Annotated in this window: 22 protein-coding genes; 2 read left to right on the top strand and 20 right to left on the bottom strand. The window is 69.6% G+C overall.

What is annotated here, in order from left to right:
* Position 1: 1 nt before the first annotated feature.
* From AC069X_RS00370 to AC069X_RS00355, 4 genes are all read right to left on the bottom strand, one after another.
* Entirely contained in the window at positions 2-370 is a 369-nt protein-coding gene (locus AC069X_RS00370; protein WP_478723527.1) for a holo-ACP synthase, read from the bottom strand.
* Positions 371-439: 69 nt separating this feature from the next.
* Positions 440-2,299, bottom strand: coding sequence for a glutamine--fructose-6-phosphate transaminase (isomerizing) (gene glmS / locus AC069X_RS00365; protein WP_478723525.1), 1,860 nt, complete (start codon positions 2,297-2,299; stop codon positions 440-442).
* Between the two features lie 122 nt (positions 2,300-2,421).
* The gene (locus AC069X_RS00360; protein ID WP_478723523.1) at positions 2,422-3,198 is read right to left on the bottom strand and encodes a hypothetical protein; all 777 of its coding nucleotides are present in this window, start codon (positions 3,196-3,198) and stop codon (positions 2,422-2,424) included.
* Positions 3,195-3,971: a hypothetical protein gene (locus AC069X_RS00355; RefSeq protein ID WP_478723521.1), complete on the bottom strand. Its 777-nt coding sequence runs from the start codon at positions 3,969-3,971 to the stop codon at positions 3,195-3,197. The genes AC069X_RS00360 and AC069X_RS00355 overlap by 4 nt, the downstream gene beginning before the upstream one ends.
* A gap of 298 nt (positions 3,972-4,269) precedes the next feature.
* Here AC069X_RS00355 and coaA point away from each other — a divergent pair, with 298 nt between their 5' ends.
* Together coaA and AC069X_RS00345 are read left to right on the top strand one after the other, a co-directional pair.
* Positions 4,270-5,289 (top strand): type I pantothenate kinase, encoded by a 1,020-nt coding sequence (coaA, locus tag AC069X_RS00350; protein WP_478723519.1) that lies wholly within the window; start codon positions 4,270-4,272, stop codon positions 5,287-5,289.
* 16 nt (positions 5,290-5,305) lie between these two features.
* Positions 5,306-6,271 carry a DUF389 domain-containing protein gene (locus tag AC069X_RS00345; protein ID WP_478723517.1) on the top strand — a complete coding sequence of 322 codons (966 nt, stop codon included), beginning with the start codon at positions 5,306-5,308 and terminating at the stop codon, positions 6,269-6,271.
* Positions 6,272-6,275: 4 nt separating this feature from the next.
* Here AC069X_RS00345 and glmM read toward each other — a convergent pair whose 3' ends face one another.
* From glmM to rplO, 16 genes are all read right to left on the bottom strand, one after another.
* Positions 6,276-7,634 carry a phosphoglucosamine mutase gene (gene glmM / locus AC069X_RS00340; protein ID WP_478723515.1) on the bottom strand — a complete coding sequence of 453 codons (1,359 nt, stop codon included), beginning with the start codon at positions 7,632-7,634 and terminating at the stop codon, positions 6,276-6,278.
* Positions 7,635-7,770: 136 nt separating this feature from the next.
* Positions 7,771-8,286: a 30S ribosomal protein S9 gene (gene rpsI, locus AC069X_RS00335; RefSeq protein WP_478723513.1), complete on the bottom strand. Its 516-nt coding sequence runs from the start codon at positions 8,284-8,286 to the stop codon at positions 7,771-7,773.
* Positions 8,287-8,328: 42 nt separating this feature from the next.
* Complete coding sequence (gene rplM / locus AC069X_RS00330) at positions 8,329-8,772, bottom strand: 50S ribosomal protein L13 (RefSeq protein ID WP_045945297.1); 444 nt, start codon at positions 8,770-8,772, stop codon at positions 8,329-8,331.
* 236 nt (positions 8,773-9,008) lie between these two features.
* On the bottom strand, positions 9,009-10,268 hold the full coding sequence (locus AC069X_RS00325; protein WP_478723511.1) for a glycosyltransferase family 87 protein: 1,260 nt from the start codon (positions 10,266-10,268) through the stop codon (positions 9,009-9,011).
* A gap of 50 nt (positions 10,269-10,318) precedes the next feature.
* Complete coding sequence (locus AC069X_RS00320) at positions 10,319-11,938, bottom strand: ABC-F family ATP-binding cassette domain-containing protein (protein WP_478723509.1); 1,620 nt, start codon at positions 11,936-11,938, stop codon at positions 10,319-10,321.
* 49 nt (positions 11,939-11,987) lie between these two features.
* Entirely contained in the window at positions 11,988-12,839 is an 852-nt protein-coding gene (gene truA / locus AC069X_RS00315) for a tRNA pseudouridine(38-40) synthase TruA (RefSeq protein WP_478723507.1), read from the bottom strand.
* A gap of 97 nt (positions 12,840-12,936) precedes the next feature.
* Entirely contained in the window at positions 12,937-13,401 is a 465-nt protein-coding gene (gene rplQ / locus AC069X_RS00310) for a 50S ribosomal protein L17 (protein ID WP_215023458.1), read from the bottom strand.
* Positions 13,402-13,507: 106 nt separating this feature from the next.
* Positions 13,508-14,530, bottom strand: coding sequence for a DNA-directed RNA polymerase subunit alpha (locus tag AC069X_RS00305; protein ID WP_007265920.1), 1,023 nt, complete (start codon positions 14,528-14,530; stop codon positions 13,508-13,510).
* A gap of 137 nt (positions 14,531-14,667) precedes the next feature.
* Positions 14,668-15,072 carry a 30S ribosomal protein S11 gene (gene rpsK / locus AC069X_RS00300; protein ID WP_003956432.1) on the bottom strand — a complete coding sequence of 135 codons (405 nt, stop codon included), beginning with the start codon at positions 15,070-15,072 and terminating at the stop codon, positions 14,668-14,670.
* Between the two features lie 54 nt (positions 15,073-15,126).
* Positions 15,127-15,507, bottom strand: a complete 381-nt coding sequence (gene rpsM, locus AC069X_RS00295; protein WP_007265919.1) for a 30S ribosomal protein S13 — start codon at positions 15,505-15,507, stop codon at positions 15,127-15,129.
* A gap of 198 nt (positions 15,508-15,705) precedes the next feature.
* Positions 15,706-15,819, bottom strand: a complete 114-nt coding sequence (gene rpmJ, locus AC069X_RS00290; RefSeq protein WP_003956441.1) for a 50S ribosomal protein L36 — start codon at positions 15,817-15,819, stop codon at positions 15,706-15,708.
* 73 nt (positions 15,820-15,892) lie between these two features.
* A complete protein-coding gene (infA, locus tag AC069X_RS00285; protein WP_003956442.1) occupies positions 15,893-16,114 on the bottom strand; it encodes a translation initiation factor IF-1 in 222 nt (73 codons plus the stop codon).
* A 139-nt stretch (positions 16,115-16,253) separates the two neighbouring features.
* Positions 16,254-17,105 (bottom strand): type I methionyl aminopeptidase, encoded by an 852-nt coding sequence (map, locus tag AC069X_RS00280; RefSeq protein WP_478723504.1) that lies wholly within the window; start codon positions 17,103-17,105, stop codon positions 16,254-16,256.
* Between the two features lie 172 nt (positions 17,106-17,277).
* Entirely contained in the window at positions 17,278-17,925 is a 648-nt protein-coding gene (locus AC069X_RS00275) for an adenylate kinase (protein ID WP_478723502.1), read from the bottom strand.
* Positions 17,925-19,238, bottom strand: coding sequence for a preprotein translocase subunit SecY (gene secY, locus AC069X_RS00270; RefSeq protein ID WP_478723500.1), 1,314 nt, complete (start codon positions 19,236-19,238; stop codon positions 17,925-17,927). Before secY ends, AC069X_RS00275 begins: the two co-directional genes overlap by 1 nt.
* A gap of 185 nt (positions 19,239-19,423) precedes the next feature.
* On the bottom strand, positions 19,424-19,879 hold the full coding sequence (gene rplO / locus AC069X_RS00265; protein WP_478723498.1) for a 50S ribosomal protein L15: 456 nt from the start codon (positions 19,877-19,879) through the stop codon (positions 19,424-19,426).
* Between the last annotated feature and the right edge of the window lie 2 nt (positions 19,880-19,881).

Below are 19,881 nucleotides of genomic sequence, written 5' to 3'. Positions count from 1 at the left end.
ACTAACCTTCGGCGATCACCACGGCCGACGCGATGCCGGCGTCGTGACTCAGCGAGATGTGCCAGGACTTCACGCCGAGCGCCCGCGCCCGGGCCTCGACCGTCCCGGACACCCGCAGCCGGGGCTGCCCGGTGTCCTCCACGTAGACCTCCGCGTCGGTCCACAGCAGCCCGGCGGGCGCGCCCAGCGCCTTGGCCAGGGCCTCCTTCGCCGCGAACCGGGCGGCGAGCGAGGCGGTTCCGCGCCGCTCGCCGCTCGGCAGCGTCAACTCGGAGTCGAGGAAGAGACGCCGGGCCATCTGCGGCGTCCGCTCCATCGCCGCGCCGAACCGCTCGATCTCGGCCACGTCGATCCCCACACCGACAATCACAGCAAAACCCCCACTACTCCACGGTCACCACGGCGTCCACCGGCCGGCGACCCGCTCCGCTCGCTTCGCTCACTCCACGGTCACCGACTTCGCGAGGTTACGCGGCTGGTCCACCTCGTTGCCGCGCGCCGTCGCCAGCTCGCACGCGAACACCTGGAGCGGCACCGTCGCCACCAGCGGCTGGAGCAGCGTCGGGGTCGCCGGGATCCGGATCAGATGGTCGGCGTACGGGACCACGGCCTCGTCGCCCTCCTCCGCGATCACGATGGTCCGCGCCCCGCGCGCCCGGATCTCCTGGATGTTCGAGACGATCTTGTCGTACAGGACCGAACGTCCGCGCGGCGACGGCACGACGACCACCACCGGCAGGTCCTTCTCGATCAGCGCGATCGGCCCGTGCTTGAGCTCGCCCGCCGCGAAGCCCTCGGCGTGCATGTACGCCAGCTCCTTGAGCTTGAGCGCACCCTCCAGCGCCACCGGATAGCCCACGTGACGGCCCAGGAAGAGCACGGTGTCCTTGTCGGCGAGGGAGCGCGCCAGCGCCCGTACCGGCTCCATCGTCTCCAGTACGGTGTCCACCGCCGCGGCGATGTCCGAGAGCTCCCGGATCACCGCCCGGATCTCGTCGCCCCACTTGGTGCCCCGCACCTGCCCGAGGTACAGCGCGACGAGGTAGCAGGCGACCAGCTGTGTCAGGAACGCCTTCGTCGAGGCGACGGCCACCTCCGGGCCGGCGTGCGTGTACAGCACGGCGTCCGATTCGCGGGGGATCGTCGAGCCGTTCGTATTGCAGACGGCCAGCACCTTGGCGCCCTGCTCGCGCGCGTGCCGCAGCGCCATCAGGGTGTCCATGGTCTCGCCGGACTGCGAGATCGCGATCACCAGCGTCCGCTGGTCCAGGATCGGGTCGCGGTAGCGGAACTCGCTGGCCAGCTCCGTCTCGCACGGGATGCGGGTCCAGTGCTCGATGGCCAGCTTCGCGATCATGCCCGCGTGGTACGCCGTACCGCACGCCACGATCACGACCTTGTCGACCTCGCGGAGCACCGAGGCGGGGATGCGCACCTCGTCCAGGGTCAGCAGGCCGCTCGCGTCGATCCTGCCCAGGAGGGTGTCGGCGACAGCCTTCGGCTGCTCGGCGATCTCCTTGAGCATGAAGTAGTCATAGCCCCCCTTCTCGGCCGCCGAGGCGTCCCAGTCCACGTGGTACGCCCGCACGGTCGCGGGCGCACCGTCGAAACCGGTCACCGTGACCCCGTCGCGGCGGAGCTCGACGACCTGGTCCTGCCCCAGCTCGATCGCGGACCGGGTGTGGGCGATGAACGCGGCCACGTCCGAGGCGAGGAAGTTCTCACCCTCTCCAACGCCCACCACCAGGGGGGAGTTCCGGCGGGCGCCGACCACCACGTCCGGCTCGCCGGAGTGCACCGCCACCAGGGTGAACGCCCCCTCCAGCCGCCTGCACACCCGCCGCATCGCCTCCGCGAGCCGCCCCTCCCCGGCGGCGGCCGCGTCGAAGTGCTCGGCCAGCAGGTGCGCCACGACCTCGGTGTCCGTCTCGGACTCCAGCCGGTGCCCGCGCTCGGCCAGTTCGGCGCGCAGCGCGGCGAAGTTCTCGATGATGCCGTTGTGCACGACCGCCACCCGGCCGGAGTTGTCCAGGTGGGGGTGGGCGTTGACGTCCGTGGGCCCGCCGTGGGTGGCCCACCGGGTGTGCCCGAGCCCCGTGGAGCCGGCCGGCAGCGGCCGGCTGACCAGCTCCTTCTCCAGGTTGACCAGCTTTCCGGCCTTCTTGACGTTGGCGAGGGCCCCGTCGGCGAGCACGGCGACTCCGGCCGAGTCGTAGCCGCGGTACTCCAGCCGCTTCAGTCCGGCGATGACCACATCGAGCGCAGACTGCGCTCCTACGTAACCCACAATTCCGCACATAGGCGGCAGCGTACGCCGTGGCCGCCCCCGTGCCCCGTACCCGAACAAGACGAAAACCCCGCCCCGGGGAATCCACCGGAGCGGGGTTGACGACGTTTCGGAACGGCCGTTCGACGGCCCGCTCAGCGCAGCTTGCGCAGCTGCGCCTCGACCACCGGGCCCGCGAGTTCGGCCGCCCCGGAGTCCCGGCCGGCGACGAGGTTCGCGAGGGTGCCGCCCTTGCGCACCACCATCAGCTCGGTGACGTGCCGCTCGCCGTCCTGCTCGGACTCCACGGTGTACGCGACCGCCTCGTCACCGCCGTGCGCGGCGTGCGGCACGACCCGGGTCACCTTGACGGTCACCCCGTCGGCCGTCGCGGAGTACCCCGCTCCGCACGCCTCGCCGGAGGCGCGCAGCTCGGCGAAGTGACCGCCCGCGGTGTTCCCCGCGTACGAGCCGAGGGTCACCGCCGTCACGGTGGAGCTGGCCGCGTCCTGGGCGGCGGCCCGCTTCTGCCGTTCGGAGGCGTCCTGCGGCAGCGCCACCGGCACGGCGACGACCGAGGCCCTGGCCCAGCCGGTCCGCCCGGTCGGCAGGAACCCGGTGGCCGCGTACGCCACCTCCCGGCACTCGGGCCGGTCGACGCTCACCAGCGGGCTGTCGCCGCTCTCGGGGCTGACCCTGTGGTCGACGAGGTCCGCCTGAGCGACGATCAGCCGGGCGGGCGGCTCCTGCGCCGCCTTCGCCTTGGCGCCGCGGGCGTCCGGCCCGGCGGACGCGTCCGCCACCGCGGGCACGATCTCCACCACCATGCCGGGCCGCGCCGTCCCGCACCCCGTGGCGAGGGCGGCCAGCGTCAGCCCCGACACCGCCGAGGCACCCACCGCGGCCATGCGCCGCGCGCGTGGTGGTCTCATCCGAGCTTCTTGGTCTGGGCCTCCACGACCGCCTTCGGCGGCTGCGCGGCCTCACCCGTCACGCTCAGGCCCTCGAAGGTGGCCAGCGTGGCGCCCTTGCGCACGACGACGAACTGCATGCTGCCCTTCGCGCCGCCCGGCAGCTCCAGCACCAGCTGGAACGCCAGGGACTCGTCCCCGGCGGTGACGGGGGCGGAGGGCACGACCTTCTGGACCTTGGTGGTCCGGGCGCCGTCGATGGAGGCGTACCCGCCGGCGCAGGCCGTGCCCGCGGCCTTCAGCGCCGCGAAGGCCTCCTCGGCGCCCTTGGCGCCGTACGCGTCGAGGACGACGGAGGTCCCCGTGACGCCGGCCGTGTCCTTCAGCTCGGCGAGCTGCTCGTCCACGGTGGCGCCGGACCCCAGGGGCTTGCGCTTCTCGTCGACGGTGGCCACCACGGTGCCGGACGGCTTGCCGATCGGCACGAGGCCCTGGAGCTGGACCAGCGGCTTGCAGGCGGGCTTGTCGGAGTCGACCTTGCGCGCCGGGTCGTCCTTCGGGGAGTCCGGCGCGACCTTGTACTGGGGCAGGTCCGCCTGGTTCACCAGCAGCGGGGCCAGCTCGGCGGCCGACTTCCCCGCAGCGGCCGACGCGGAGGCGGCGGCCCCCGGCTTCGCCTTCCCCTCGGCGCCGCCCTGCGCGCCGGCGTCACCGGAGCCGCAGGCCGAAACCAGCAGGCTCAGCGACACCCCGGACGCCGCCAGGACAGCACGATGGACATGACTCGTACCCACGAAGACTTCCCCCCAGAAAAGAACACCACCGGGACGCTGGTCGACGCCACGGTGATGTTCAATGTACGACTCGATCGATCACCTGATCGGCGTTCACGGCGATCCCGCCGAATCGTGATGCGCACGAGACCGGCCAGGCCTCCGATCGATATGTACTCGTGTACAACCCGTCCCGGACCCGCTCCGGAACCGCCCCCGCCCCGCCCCACCGCCGCCACCTGGAGTTCCCCCGGCGGCCACCGCGCCACGTGACCGACCCCACCACCCACTCGGGCCCCCGAGCCCCGACAATGGCTGTGTGATCACCTCGCCGACGCGTTGTACGCCGGACCGCGCAACGGAGCGCCCCGGTCCCCGCCGGGCCCAGGACCCGTCCCCGTACGTCGACCTCACCCGGGCCGAGTGGAGCGCCCTGCGCGAACGGACCCCGCTGCCCCTGACCGCGGAGGAGGTCGAGCGGCTCCGGGGCCTGGGCGACGTCATCGACCTCGACGAGGTGCGGGACGTGTACCTGCCGCTCTCCCGCCTGCTCAACCTGTACGTCGGCGCCACCAGCAACCTCCGCGGCACCCTGAACACCTTCCTCGGCGACGCCGGCAACGGCCACGGCGCCCAGCAGGGCACCCCCTTCGTCATAGGGGTCGCCGGCTCCGTCGCCGTCGGCAAGTCCACCGTGGCACGTCTGCTCCAGGCCCTCCTGGCCCGCTGGCCCGAGCACCCGAGGGTCGAGCGGGTCACCACGGACGGCTTCCTGTACCCGATGAAGGAGCTCCAGCGCCGCGGCCTGACCTCCCGCAAGGGCTTCCCCGAGTCCTACGACCGGCGCGCGCTGACCCGCTTCGTCGCCGACATCAAGGCGGGCAAGGACGAGGTCAGGGCACCCGTCTACTCGCACCTGATCTACGACATCGTGCCGGACGAGGAGCTCGTCGTGCGCCGCCCGGACATCCTGATCGTCGAGGGGCTCAACGTCCTGCAGCCCGCCCTGCCCGGCAAGGACGGCCGCACCCGCGTCGGCCTCGCCGACTACTTCGACTTCAGCGTGTACGTGGACGCGCGCCCCGAGGACATCGAGCGCTGGTACCTGAACCGGTTCCGGAAGCTGCGCGAGACGGCCTTCCAGAACCCCTTCTCCTACTTCCGCAAGTACACCCAGGTCTCCGAGGAGGAGGCCCTGGAGTACGCGCAGACGATGTGGCGGACCATCAACAAGCCCAACCTGCTGGAGAACGTCGCACCCACCCGGGGCCGGGCCACCCTCGTCGTCCGCAAGGGCCCCGACCACAAGGTGCAGAAGCTGAGCCTGCGCAAGCTGTAGTGGCTATGGTGCGGGAATGCTGCATCTGCGGATGATCACCCCACCCCACCTCACGAAGGACGTGCTCGGGCTCATCGACGGCACGGTCGGCACCACCCACGTGGTCGTCCTGGCAGGCGCCGCCCGCGATCCGGAAGGCGACGTGGTCCTGTGTGACGTGGCCCGCGAGTCGGCCGACGAGCTGCTCCAGGAGATGCGCGGACTCGGCATCGACCGCGACGGCTCGATCGCCGTCGAGAACATCGACCTGTCGATCTCCGCCCGCGCCGACGCGGCCGAGGAGGAAGCTCCCGGAGAGGGTGCCGACGCGGTGATCTGGGAGCAGCTCGCCGAGGCCACCCACGAGGAATCCACCCTCACGATCACCTACAGCGCCTTCATGATCGTCGCGACGATGATCGCGGCCTGCGGCGTGGTCCTGGACAACGCGATCCTGATCGTGGGCGCGATGGCGGTCGGCCCGGAGTTCGGCCCGCTCGCCGGGGTCTGCACGGGACTGGTGGAGCGCAAGCCGAGGCTCGCGGGACGCTCGCTGGTCGCGCTGCTGGTCGGCTTCGCGGCGGCGATCGCGGCGACGACGGTGTTCAGCCTGGCGATGGATTGGCTGGGCCTCTTCCACCTGGGCATGCTCGACAACCCGCGGCCGAACACCAGCTTCATCTGGCAGCCCGACCCCTTCTCGTTCGTGGTGGCGCTGCTCGCCGGTGTCGCCGGCATGCTGTCGCTGACCTCGGCGAAGGCCGGCGCCCTGGTCGGCGTGGCGATCTCGGTCACCACCGTCCCGGCGGGCGCCAACGCCGCCGTCGCGCTCAGCTACGGCGACTTCGGCCAGATGTGGGGCTCGGCCGAACAGCTGCTGCTGAACCTGGGCGGCATCATGCTGTCCGGGACGCTCACCCTCATCGCCTGGAAACTGCTGTGGCGCACCCAGGCGAGCCGGATGTTCCGGAAGCCGGGTGCGCCACGGGGCGGCGCGGGGTGAGTTCCTAGCCGAGCGCCGACTTCACGGCGTCGGCGAGCCGGCCGGCGACCGTACGGGCCTGCTCGATGTCGGCGGCCTCCACCATCACCCGGACGAGCGGCTCGGTACCGGAGGGGCGCAGCAGCACCCGGCCGGTCGAGCCCAGCTCGCGCTCGGCGTCGGCGACGGCCGCGGCAAGCTCGGCGGAGGTGGCGACCCGGGACTTGTCCACGTCCGGGACGTTGATCAGGATCTGCGGCAGCCGCTGCATCACCCCGGCCAGGTCGGCGAGGCTCCGGCCGGTGGCCGCGACCCGGGCGGCCAGCATCAGGCCCGTCAGGGTGCCGTCGCCGGTCGTCGCGTGGTCGAGGATGATCACGTGGCCGGACTGCTCGCCGCCCAGCGCGTAGCCGTGCTCCTTCATGGCCTCCAGCACGTACCGGTCGCCCACGCCGGTCTGCACGACCTGGATGCCCTCGGCCTCCATGGCCAGCTTGAAGCCCAGGTTGGACATGACGGTGCCGACCACGGTGTTCTCGCGCAGCTGCCCGGCCTCGCGCATGGCCAGCGCCAGGACGGAGAGGATCTGGTCGCCGTCGACCTCGGCGCCGGTGCCGTCCACCGCCAGGCAGCGGTCGGCGTCGCCGTCGTGCGCGATGCCGAGGTCGGCTCCGTGCTCGACCACGGCCTGCTTCAGCAGGTCCAGGTGGGTGGAGCCGCAGCCGTCGTTGATGTTCAGGCCGTCGGGCTCGGCGCCGATCGTGACGACCTCCGCGCCGGCCCGGGCGAAGGCCTCGGGCGAGACGTACGCGGCGGCGCCGTGGGCCTCGTCCAGGACGACCTTGAGGCCGTCGAGGCGGTTGGGGAGGACCCCGATGAGGTGGGCGACGTATTTGTCGAAGCCCTCGTCGTAGTCGGAGACGCGGCCGACGCCGGAGCCGGTGGGGCGCTGCCAGGGCGCGCCCGTGCGGTGCTCCTCGTACACGGACTCGATGCTGTCCTCCAGCTCGTCGGCCAGCTTGTGGCCGCCGCGCGCGAAGAACTTGATGCCGTTGTCGGGCATGGCGTTGTGGCTCGCGGAGAGCATCACGCCGAGGTCGGCGCCCAGCGCACCGGTGAGATACGCCACCGCCGGGGTGGGCAGCACACCGACGCGCAGGACGTCCACGCCGGCGCTGGCGAGGCCGGCGACGACCGCGGCCTCCAGGAACTCGCCCGACGCGCGCGGGTCGCGGCCGACCACCGCGGTGGGCCGGTGGCCCTCGAAGGTGCCCGCCTCGGCCAGTACATGTGCGGCCGCCACGGAGAGGCCGAGCGCGAGCTCAGCCGTCAGGTCCGCGTTGGCGACGCCTCGTACACCGTCCGTCCCGAAGAGTCGTCCCACTGTTGTCCTCCCGAGTTCAAGCTTCGCTTGGTGACCGCTAGTGACAGTTGTTTGCCGCTTTTGGCGGTAAACGAACCGCCCCGGCAGCACGGAGAGTGCTGCCGGGGCGGTTTCGTTGCTGAACAGCAGGCGCAGATTAACGCTTGCTGTACTGCGGAGCCTTACGGGCCTTCTTGAGACCGGCCTTCTTGCGCTCGACCGCACGGTCGTCGCGGGAGAGGAAGCCGGCCTTCTTCAGCGCCGGGCGGTTGTTGTCCACGTCCGCCTCGTTCAGCGCGCGGGCCACGCCGAGGCGCAGGGCGCCGGCCTGACCGGAGACGCCGCCACCCGCGATGCGGGCGATGACGTCGTAGCGGCCGTCAAGCTCCAGGAGCTTGAAGGGCTCGTTGACTTCCTGCTGGTGCACCTTGTTGGGGAAGTAGTCCTCAAGGGTGCGACCGTTGATCTTCCACTTGCCGGTGCCCGGAACGATCCGGACGCGGGCGATGGCGTTCTTGCGACGGCCCAGGCCGGCGGCCGGCTGGGGGTCACCGAAGCGACCGGCAAGCGACTCGGAGGTGTAGTCGCCCTCGACGACGACGTCCGACTCGGTGGTGTACTCCTCGACGCCCTCGAACTCGTCGATGGGGGTCTCGGCGGTGGTCTCGGCCACGATGCTCCTCAGAATTCTCTACGTCTTAGGGGGTGGCCGGAACTACTGCGCGACCTGGGTGATCTCGAACGGCACCGGCTGCTGGGCAGCGTGGGGGTGCTGGTCGCCCGAGTAGACCTTCAGCTTCGAGAGCATCTGACGGCCCAGGGAGTTCTTCGGGAGCATGCCCTTGACGGCCTTCTCGACGGCCTTCTCCGGGTTGTTCGCCAGGAGGTCGTCGTAGCGCACCGAACGCAGACCGCCCGGGAAGCCGGAGTGGCGGTACGCCATCTTCTGGGACGCCTTGTTGCCGGACAGGTGCACCTTGTCGGCGTTGATGACGATGACGAAGTCGCCCATGTCCATGTGGGGGGCGTAGGTCGGCTTGTGCTTGCCCTTCAGGAGGGCAGCGGCCTGGGTCGCCAGACGGCCGAGGACGACGTCCTGGGCGTCAATGACGAGCCACTGGCGCGAGATGTCGCCGGGCTTGGGGCTGTACGTACGCACGCGTATGCCTTCGCTTCTTCAGTGGTGGGTCATCCCATAGGGCGCTAGCCCCGCGGGAAGGGTCCTGACAGGGTCACCACGGACGATCACGACAGCCCTCGTTCACATCGGGGACGCACCCGAGTGAAAACCGCTGGTCATCGGTCCGGTGGACCGGCGTAAGGCCCTTTCACGTGAGAATGAGAAAGCCAATACGCATAACAAACCAGCAGGATACCCAAGCAGACCCGTACGGGTCAAAACGCGGTCCGCGATGCCGATTCTGCTGGCGTCGCGGCGCACTCCGGTTCGGTCCTGGGTGGGGACCCCGCAGTTGTTACGGGTTCCAGAATAACCCGACCGGAGAGCAGCGCACGACGCCCCAGCAGAACCGCGAGTCCGCAGAGGGTGGCGCAGTCCTTGAACGCGCGCCTCTTGTGGGCCAGCTCCGAGGGCCACGGGACCAGCGCCATCTGGGGCGTCAGGGCCAGCCAGAACCAGGGCGAGCGCGGCACCGAGCCCGGCCGCACCACCGACGCCAGCAGCAGCGGCAGCACCACCAGCAGGTAGTGGTCGAAGGACGGCCGCGACACCAGGAATGCGGCGAGCATCACCATGCAGGCCGTCTCCGCCAGCCGCAGCTCTCCCCCGTCGGCCTCGGCGGAATCCGGCCGCAGCCAGCGCCGCCGGGCACCCCACAGACCGGCCCCGGCCCCCGCGAACGCCACCACCACCGCCACCGCCGCCGGCACCCCCAGCCGCGGCAGCACCGCGATCGGCGAGGCGTCCCACGGCAGCGCGTACTCGTCCTGCCCCTGGAACAGGAACGGCAGCGTCTTCGTGAAGAACAGCGTCGGGCTCGGCATCACCAGCGCCCCCGCCAGCGACATCCCCACCGGCACCAGCACCGCCACCGCCAGCCCCCGCCACCGCCGGGCCAGGACGAAGAGCACCCCCAGCGGCACCAGCATCGGCTTGCAGGCGATCGCCAGCCCCACCACCAGGCCGGCCGCGCACCACCGCCGCCGGTGCGCGAGCAGCACGGCCAGCGGCAGGGCCGCCGCCGAGACGGCCGTCCAGTTCCCGATCAGCACGAGGTTCACGTACGGCTTGTACGCCAGGGCCAGCACCGCGAAGCCCCCGACCGCCAGCCGCGACCGCAGCGGCACCGAGAACAGCCTCAGCGCCGCCAGCCAGCCCGCGCCCAGCAGCCCGGACATCCCGAGGGGCAGCAGCCAGCGCAGCACCTCCCGCGGCAGCAGCGCCTCGGGCACCGCGATCAGCACCGCGCTGGGCAGGTACAGGAACCGCTCGTCCTCGTACGGGGAGCCACCGTCCAGCAGCGTCCGCGCGGCCTTGACCACGAACGCGTTGTCGGAGCCCCAGTTCGCCCGCAGGCTCGTGGACACCGCGATGAACAACAGGACCCCGACGGAAGCCACCCGCCAGAGCCGCGGGGCCGGCCCGGTCAGCCAGGCGGTCACCCGCGCCGCCCCGGACGGCCGCCGCCACCGCATGAGCCAGACGCTCGGCCGCAGCCCCACCGCACTCCCCCTCGGTCCGCGCGTCAGCGCTTGCGCTCGACCCTGCGCTCGTCCCAGACAGGTTCCTGAGTCTCCCGCACCACACCGTCCGAACCGAAGACCAGAAAACGGTCAAAGGTCCGGGCGAACCAGCGGTCGTGCGTCACGCACAGCACGGTCCCCTCGTACGACTCCAGACCGTCCTGCAGGGCCTCCGCCGACTCCAGGTCGAGGTTGTCCGTCGGCTCGTCCAGCAGCAGCGCCGTCGTCCCCGCCAGCTCCAGCAGCAGGATCTGGAAACGGGCCTGCTGCCCGCCCGACAGCCGCTCGAACTTCTGCTCGCCCTGCCGCTCCAGCTCGTAGCGGCGCAGCACCGCCATCGCCGCGCCGAGCGGCTTCGCCGCCTCCGTCCACAGGATGTCGACCAGCGTGCGCCCGAACAGCTCCGGGTGGGCGTGCGTCTGCGCGAAATGGCCGGGAAGCACCCGTGCGCCCAGCTTCCAGTCCCCCGTGTGCTTGACGTCCTCGCCCGCCAGCAGCCGCAGGAAGTGCGACTTGCCGGAACCGTTCGAGCCCAGCACCGCGACCCGCTCCCCGTAGAACACCTCCAGCGAGAAGGGCTTCATCAGCCCCGTCAGCTCCAGGTTCTCCACGGTCAGCGCCCGCACGCCCGTCCGGCCGCCCTTCAGGCGCATCCGGATCTCCTGCTCGCGCGGCGGCTCCGGCGGCGGACCTGCCTCCTCGAACTTCTGGAAACGGGTCTGCATCGCCCGGTACCGCGAGGCCATGTCCGGGCTGCTCGCCGCCTGGTTGCGCAGCCGCAGCACCAGGGCCTTCAGGCGGGCGTGCTCCTCGTCCCAGCGGCGCTTGAGCTCCTCGAACCGGGCGAAGCGCTCCTTGCGGGCGTCGTGGTACGTGTCGAAGCCCGCGCCGTGCACCCAGACGTCCGTACCCGTCGGGCTCGGCTCCAGGCTGATGATCTTCTCGGCGGCCCGCGACAGCAGCTCCCGGTCGTGCGACACGAACAGCACGGTCTTGCGGGTGGCCTTCAGCTGCTCCTCCAGCCACCGCTTGCCCGGGACGTCGAGGTAGTTGTCCGGCTCGTCGAGCAGCAGCACCTCGTCCGGCCCGCGCAGCAGCGCCTCCAGCACCAGCCTCTTCTGCTCACCGCCCGACAGCGTCCGCACCTCCCGGAACTGCGCCCGGTCGAACGGGATGTCCAGCGCGGCCGTCGTACAGACGTCCCACAGGGTCTCCGCCTCGTAGCCCTGTACGTCGGCCCAGTCGCTCAGCGCCTGCGCGTACGCCATCTGCGCGGCCTCGTCGTCCACCGTCAGGATCAGCTGCTCGGCCCGGTCCACCGCCTTCGCGGCTTCCCGGACCCGCGGCTGCGCCACCGAGACCAGCAGGTCGCGCACGGTCGTCTCGTCCCGGACCGATCCCACGAACTGCGACATCACCCCGAGGCCGCCGCTGATCGCGACCCCGCCGCCGTGCGGCTGGAGCTCGCCTGAGATCAGCTTCAGCAGGGTGGACTTGCCGGCGCCGTTCGCCCCGACCAGGGCCACCACCGACCCCTCCCCCACGCGGAAGGAGACGTCGGGGAGCAGCACCCGCCCGTCGGGAAGGTAGTACTCCAGGTGGCTGGCTTCGAGATGTCCCATGCCGGGCATTGTCCCCGCCCGGCCGGGCCGGACCCAAACGGGTTACGGGTCAGCAGCAGCCCTTGCCCGGCAGGGTGCGCATGTTCCGCGCCTCCTTGCTGCGGGCGGCCAGCAGCTCGTCCGCCGGGTAGCCGACCTCCTCCAGGGTCAGCCCGTGCGGCTTGACCACGTGCACCGAGGAGTCCCGTACGGCGGCGGCCAGCACCTGCCCGGGCCACTCGACGGGCCGGTGCCCGTCGCCCACGTGGAGGAGGGCGCCGACCAGCGAGCGGACCATGTTGTGGCAGAACGCGTCCGCGCGGACCGTGGCGGTGACGATGCCGTCCTCGGCACGCTCCCAGCCGAGCTCCTGGAGCGTGCGGATGGTCGTGGCGCCCTCGCGCTTCTTGCAGTACGCGGCGAAGTCGTGCTCGCCGAGCAGGGCCTGCGAGGCCGCGTTCATCGCGTCCACGTCGAGCGGCCACTGGTGCCACAGGACGTGCCCGCGCCGCAGCGGGTCGACGCCGGCCTGGTGGTCGCCGACGCGGTAGGCGTACCGGCGCCAGATCGCGGAGAAGCGCGCGTTGAAGCCCTCGGGGGCCTCGGCGGCCTTCCACACCCGTACGTCGTGCGGCAGCCGGCCCGCGAGGCGGCGCAGCAGCTTGTCGTGGTGCTCGGCCCACACCTCTTCGGCGAGGTCGAACTGCGCGACCTGCCCGCGCGCGTGCACCCCGGCGTCGGTACGCCCGGCCACGGTCAGCTCGACGGGCTCCTTGAGCCGCATCACGGTCTGCAGGGCGCTCTCCAGCTCGCCCTGGACGGTCCGCAGCGTGCGCTGCTTCGCCCAGCCGGAGAAGTCCTTGCCGTCGTAGCTCAGGTCCAGCCGTACCCGGACGTGCCCGGGCTCCACCTCGTCACTCACGTGACAGATCCTCTCAGACGTGCGGAAACGCGGAACGGGCCCGCCCCGGGAGGGGGCGGGCCCGTTCAGAGCCTTCTCAGCGTGATCCCGGAAGGGATCAGGCCTCCTTGGTCTCCTCGGCGGCGGGAGCCTCGGCGGCCTCGGCCTCCTTGACGGCACGCTTGGTGGCGGCCTCGGCCTCACCGGTGGCCTGCTGGGCCACGGTCAGGGCCTCGACCAGCTCGATCACGGCCATCGGGGCGTTGTCGCCACGACGGTTGCCGATCTTGGTGATGCGCGTGTAACCACCGGGGCGGTTCTCGTAGCGCGGGGCGATCTCGGTGAACAGCGTGTGCACGATGCTCTTGTCCGTGATCGTCTGCAGCACCAGGCGACGGTTGTGGATGTCGCCCTTCTTGGCCTTGGTGACCAGACGCTCGGCGTAGGGACGCAGGCGGCGGGCCTTGGCCTCGGTGGTGGTGATGCGGCCGTGCTCGAAGAGGGCCTTCGCGAGGTTCGCGAGGAGGTGCTTCTCGTGCGCGGCGGAGCCGCCCAGGCGGGCACCCTTTGCGGGACGCGGCATTGTTACTCCTTCAAATCTGCACCGGCCGTGTCAGGTACCGGAGTCAGTTCCCTCAGGCGGTCGCGAGAGGGTGGGTGCGGGGGGCGCGAGCCCCCCGCAAGCTCTTCTAGTACTGCTCGGTCTCGACGAAACCGGCGTCCGCGTCGTCGTCGGCGCCGAAGGCGTCGGCGGCGGCGGTCGGGTCGAATCCGGGCGGGCTGTCCTTGAGGGCCAGGCCCATGCCGGCCAGCTTCGCCTTGACCTCGTCGATCGACTTCGCACCGAAGTTGCGGATGTCGAGCAGGTCGGCCTCGGAGCGGGCGACGAGCTCACCCACGGAGTGGATGCCCTCGCGCTTGAGGCAGTTGTACGACCGAACGGTGAGCTCCAGCTCCTCGATCGGCAGCGCCAGGTCGGCGGCCAGGGCGGCGTCCGTGGGGGACGGGCCCATGTCGATGCCCTCGGCGTCGATGTTGAGCTCGCGCGCCAGACCGAACAGCTCGACCAGGGTCTTGCCGGCGGACGCCATGGCGTCGCGCGGGCGCATGGCCTGCTTGGTCTCGACGTCGACGATCAGCTTGTCGAAGTCGGTGCGCTGCTCGACTCGGGTCGCCTCGACCTTGTAGGTGACCTTGAGGACCGGGCTGTAGATGGAGTCGACCGGGATGCGGCCGATCTCCTGGCCCAGCTGCTTGTTCTGGACGGCGGAGACGTAGCCGCGACCGCGCTCGACGGTCAGCTCCATCTCCAGCTTGCCCTTGCCGTTGAGCGTGGCGAGGACCAGGTCCGGGTTGTGCACCTCGACACCGGCCGGGGGCGCGATGTCGGCGGCGGTGACCAGGCCGGGGCCCTGCTTGCGCAGGTACATCACGACCGGCTCGTCGTGCTCCGAGGAGACGACCAGCTGCTTGATGTTGAGGATGATGTCCGTGACGTCTTCCTTGACGCCCGGCACGGTGGTGAACTCGTGCAGGACGCCGTCCACGCGGATGCTGGTGACAGCGGCACCCGGGATGGAGGACAGGAGGGTACGGCGCAGGGAGTTGCCGAGGGTGTAGCCGAAGCCCGGCTCCAGCGGCTCGATCACGAACCGCGAGCGGTACTCGTCGACGACCTCTTCGGTCAGCGAAGGACGCTGAGCGATAAGCATGTCTTTTCCTTCATTCGTGGACGCCCACTATTTGACGCCCGACGGGTAAAGCCAGGTACAGCAAGGGTACGGGCGGTACGGCCCCCCGAAGGGGTACGTACCGCCCGGACACTCAAAGACGCACAGGCGTCGCTGCGTCAGACGCGGCGGCGCTTCGGCGGGCGGCAGCCGTTGTGCGGGGTGGGGGTGACGTCCTGGATCGAGCCGACCTCGAGGCCGGTGGCCTGGAGGGAGCGGATCGCGGTCTCACGGCCGGAGCCGGGACCCTTGACGAAGACGTCGACCTTGCGCATGCCGTGCTCCTGCGCGCGGCGGGCGGCCGACTCGGCGGCCATCTGCGCGGCGAAGGGGGTGGACTTGCGCGAGCCCTTGAAGCCGACGTGGCCGGCGGAGGCCCAGGAGATCACGTTGCCGGACGGGTCCGTGATCGAAACGATGGTGTTGTTGAACGTGCTCTTGATGTGGGCGTGCCCGTGAGCGACGTTCTTCTTTTCCTTGCGGCGCACCTTCTTGGCAGCGCCCTGACGACCCTTGGGGGGCATCTCTTACTCCTACGGGAGGTGGTCGGTCCTACAGCGCAAGACCGCTGAACAGGACTACTTCTTGCCCGGCTTCTTCTTACCGGCGATCGCGCGACGCGGGCCCTTGCGGGTACGCGCGTTCGTGCTGGTGCGCTGACCGTGCACGGGCAGGCCACGACGGTGGCGGATGCCCTGGTAGCACTGGATCTCGATCTTGCGGCGAATGTCGCCCTGGATCTCGCGGCGGAGGTCACCCTCGGTACGGAGGTTGGCGTCCACGTACTCGCGGATCTTGACGAGGTCCTCTTCGGCCAGGTCACGAACGCGGGTGTTCGGGTTCACGCCGGTGGAGGCGAGGATCTCCTTGGACCGGGTGCGCCCGATACCGAAGACGTAGGTGAGTGCGATCTCCACACGCTTTTCGCGCGGGATGTCAACACCGGAAACGCGTGCCATTCAATGGCTCCTGTGTGTTCGGGGGTCTTCCGCAGAACCGATCCCGACCGCCGACCACCCTGCTGGGCAGTGGTACGTCCGGGTCCCCGGCCCCCGCCGGAGGTGCCGCCGGCCCTTCTCAGGGCTGGGCGGGTTCTGCGTATGTACGTTTTCTTACGTCGCGCGAAGAACTGCGTAGTGCAGGTCGGTCGGCGTGCGTCAGCCCTGGCGCTGCTTGTGGCGCAGGTTGTCGCAGATGACCATGACCCGACCGTGGCGGCGGATCACCTTGCACTTGTCGCAGATCTTCTTGACGCTCGGCTTGACCTTCATGTTGGTGAGGTTCTCCGGGTCAGTGCCACCACCCGCACCGGGACGGATGCCCAGGCAGGAGTGAGGACAAGATCTACTTGTATCGGTAGACGATCCGGCCACGCGTCAGGTCGTACGGAGACAGCTCCACAACGACCCGGTCATCGGGGAGGATGCGGATGTAGTGCATACGCATCTTGCCGCTGATGTGCGCGAGGACCTTGTGACCGTTCTGGAGTTCCACCTTGAACATGGCGTTCGGGAGGGACTCGATCACGGTGCCCTCGATCTCGATGGCACCTTGCTTCTTGGCCACGCTTCGCCTTTCGAATCGGCTACCTTGATCGGCCCACAGGCATGGAAATGCACGTGAGCCGACGAGTCAGTCTACGTCAGGGCACCCAGAAAGACGAATCCGGAAAGTTTGCCCATGAGTCTAGATCATTAAGCGACGGCTACCCGAGGGGGTCCGGGGCCGTGGTGACCCCGTACTCCGCGAGCTTCGCCTTGCCGCAGTCCGGGCTGGTCAGGACGATCGGGCCGGCCTCCGTCAGCGCCACCGAGTGCTCCCAGTGCGAGGACCAGGTGCCGTCCGTGGTGATGACCGTCCAGTCGTCCGCGAGGACCTCCGTCTGGGCCGTGCCCAGGGAGACCATCGGCTCGATCGCCAGGCACAGGCCCGGGACCAGCTTGATGCCCTTGCCCCGCTTGCGCGAGACGTAGTTCAGCAGGTGAGGGTCCATGTGCATCTCGGAGCCGATGCCGTGGCCGCCGTAGTCCTCGATGATCCCGAACTTCCCGAGGCTGTGCTCACCGGTCGAGGGCCGGGGCTGGCGCTTGATGTAGCCCTCGATCGCCTTCGAGATGTCCACCAGGCGGTTGCCGGGCTTCATGGCCGCGATGCCGGCCCACATCGACTCCTCGGTCACCCGGGACAGCTCGATCAGCTCCGGCGCGTGACCGGTGCCGACGAAGGCCGTGTAGGCCGCGTCGCCGTGCCAGCCGTCGACGATGGCGCCCGCGTCGATGGAGATGACGTCGCCGTCCTTGAGGACGGTCTTGTCGTCCGGGATGCCGTGGACGACGACCTCGTTCACCGAGGTGCAGATCGTCGCGGGGAAGCCCCCGTAGCCGAGGAAGTTCGACTTGGCCCCGGCGTCGGCGATCACCTTCCGGGCCACCATGTCCAGGTCCCTCGTCGTGGAGCCCGGCACGGCCGCCTCACGGGTCGCCGCGTGGATCGCGGCGACGACCAGCCCTGCCTCCCGCATCTTCGCGATCTGCTCGGGGGTCTTCAGCTGAACCATTGAAACGGGCCTTCCCTCTTCTGCGGCCGGACCGCCGCCGCCTTCGCGGAGGTGGTTGCCCTCCGCTGTGGTACCTCGATTATCGGCTGACGCCACACGCCACCCTGCCACGCAGACGGCCGCGGCGCCCTTGAGGACACCGCGGCCGTACTGTCGGTCACGAACCGATGGACTACTTCTTCAGGGCGTCCATCGCCCGCTTGGTGATCTCGTGCACCTCGCCGAGGGCGGAGATGGTCACCAGCAGGCCCTGGGCCTTGTAGTAGTCGATGATCGGCTCGGTCTGCGTGTGGTAGACCTCCAGCCGGTTGCGGACCGTGGCCTCGGAGTCGTCGTCGCGCTGGTAGAGCTCGCCGTCGCACTTGTCGCAGACGCCCTCGACCTTCGGCGCCGCGTAGATCACGTGGAAGACGTGCGCGGAATCCTTGCGGCAGATCCGCCGGCCGGCGATCCGCTTGACGACCTCGTCCTCCTCGACCTCCAGGTCGAGGACGGCGTCCAGCTTCATGCCCGCACCGGTGAGCATCTCGTCCAGGGCCTCGGCCTGGGCGACGTTGCGCGGGAAGCCGTCGAGCAGGAAACCGCCCGCCGCGTCCGGCTGCTGCATCCGGTCCTTGGCCATGCCGACGGTGATCTCGTCCGGGACGAGCTCGCCCTTGTCCATGAACGACTTCGCCCGGCGGCCCAGCTCGGTGTTCTGGCTGATGTTGGCGCGGAAGAGGTCGCCCGTGGAGATGTGCGGGATCGACAGGTTCTTGGCGAGGAACGCGGCCTGCGTTCCCTTGCCCGCCCCGGGGGGTCCGACGAGGACGATTCGCATCAGCGGAGGAACCCTTCGTAGTTGCGCTGCTGGAGCTGGCTCTCGATCTGCTTCACGGTTTCCAGACCCACACCCACGATGATGAGGATGCTCGTCCCGCCGAACGGGAAGTTCTGGTTCGCTCCGAAGCCGGCCAACGCCATTGTCGGCACAAGAGCGATCAGACCCAGGTACAGCGACCCCGGCCAAGTGATCCGGTTGAGTACGTAGCTCAGGTACTCGGCGGTAGGCCGGCCGGCGCGGATGCCCGGGATGAACCCACCATACTTCTTCATGTTGTCCGCAACTTCCTCGGGGTTGAACGAGATCGCCACGTAGAAGAACGCGAAGAAGACGATCAGGAGGAAGTAGGTGGCGATGTAGTACGGGTGGTCGCCCTTGACGAAGTGCTTCTGGATCCAGGTCGCCCAGCCGGCCGTCGAGCCGCTGAACTGCACGATCAGCGCCGGGATGTACAGCAGCGACGAGGCGAAGATGACCGGGATGACACCGGCCTGGTTCACCTTGAGCGGGATGTAGGTGGACGTACCGCCATAAGCACGGCGGCCGATCATGCGCTTCGCGTACTGGACGGGGATCCTGCGCTGCGCCTGCTCGACGAAGACCACCAGGGCCACCATCGCGAGGCCCACCAGGATGACCACGCCGAACTCCACCCAGCCATCAGCGATCTTGCCCTGGAGCTTGATGGTCCAGAGAGCGCCGACGAAGCCGGCCGCGATCGAGATGAACATCAGGATGGACATGCCGTTGCCGATGCCGCGGTCGGTGATGAGCTCACCGAGCCACATGACGACACAGGTGCCGGCGGTCATGGTGACCACCATGACGACCGTGGTGAAGATCGAGCGGTCCGGGACGATCTCACGAGCGACCGGGCAGGTGCCGAACAGGGCGCCGGTCCGCGCGGTGGCGACCAGGCCCGTGCCCTGGAGGATCGCGAGTGCGACCGTCAGATAGCGCGTGTACTGGGTGATCTTCGCCGTGCCGGACTGTCCCTCTTTCTTGAGGTTCTCCAGCTTCGGGATGACCACGGTCAGCAGCTGCAGGATGATGCTCGCCGTGATGTACGGCATGATGCCGAGCGCGAAGATCGTGATCTGCAGCAGCGCACCGCCGCTGAACATGTTGACGAGACCGAAGAGGCTGTTGCTGCTCCCCATCTGGTCCACACAGATCTGAACGTTCTTGTAGCTCACGCCGGGTACCGGGATGTGGGACCCGAGCCGATACAGCACGATGATGCCGAGCGTGAAGAGCAGCTTCTTGCGCAGGTCGGGCGTCTTGAACGCCCGGGCGAACGCGGTGAGCACGGTGCCTCCTGCGACCCCCGCGCTACTGCGTCAGAGGTGACGGTCTGAGGATCGACGATTACGTACAAGCAAAGGTGCAGGCCACCTTACCGGCGACTGCGTCCCCCGTGGAACGACCAACCGGGGATGCCCCATATGTGAGGCATCCCCGGTCGGGTTTCTAGCTATTTGTCACAGAGTTCGTCTTAGACGAGCTCGGTCACGGTGCCGCCGGCGGCGGCAATCTTCTCCTTGGCGGAGGCGGAGACGGCGTCAACCGAAACCGTCAGCGCCACGGAGATCTCGCCCTGGCCCAGGACCTTGACGAGGCTGTTCTTGCGAACCGCGCCCTTGGCGACCAGGTCGGCCACCGTGACCTCTCCACCCTCGGGGTAGAGGGCACCGAGCTTGTCCAGGTTGACGACCTGGAACTCGGTGCGGAACGGGTTCTTGAAGCCCTTGAGCTTCGGCAGACGCATGTGGAGGGGCATCTGCCCACCCTCGAAGCGCGTCGGAACCTGGTAGCGGGCCTTCGTACCCTTGGTACCACGACCAGCCGTCTTACCCTTCGACGCCTCACCGCGACCCACACGGGTCTTCGCGGTCTTGGCACCGGGGGCGGGACGGAGGTTGTGGGCCTTCAGCGGGCTGTTCTCAGCCATGA

The sequence above is a fragment of the Streptomyces sp. NPDC043896 genome, from assembly GCF_056435605.1.
Note: the sequence above shows the minus strand (reverse complement) of the source record. Positions and strands in the feature narration are given on the sequence as shown.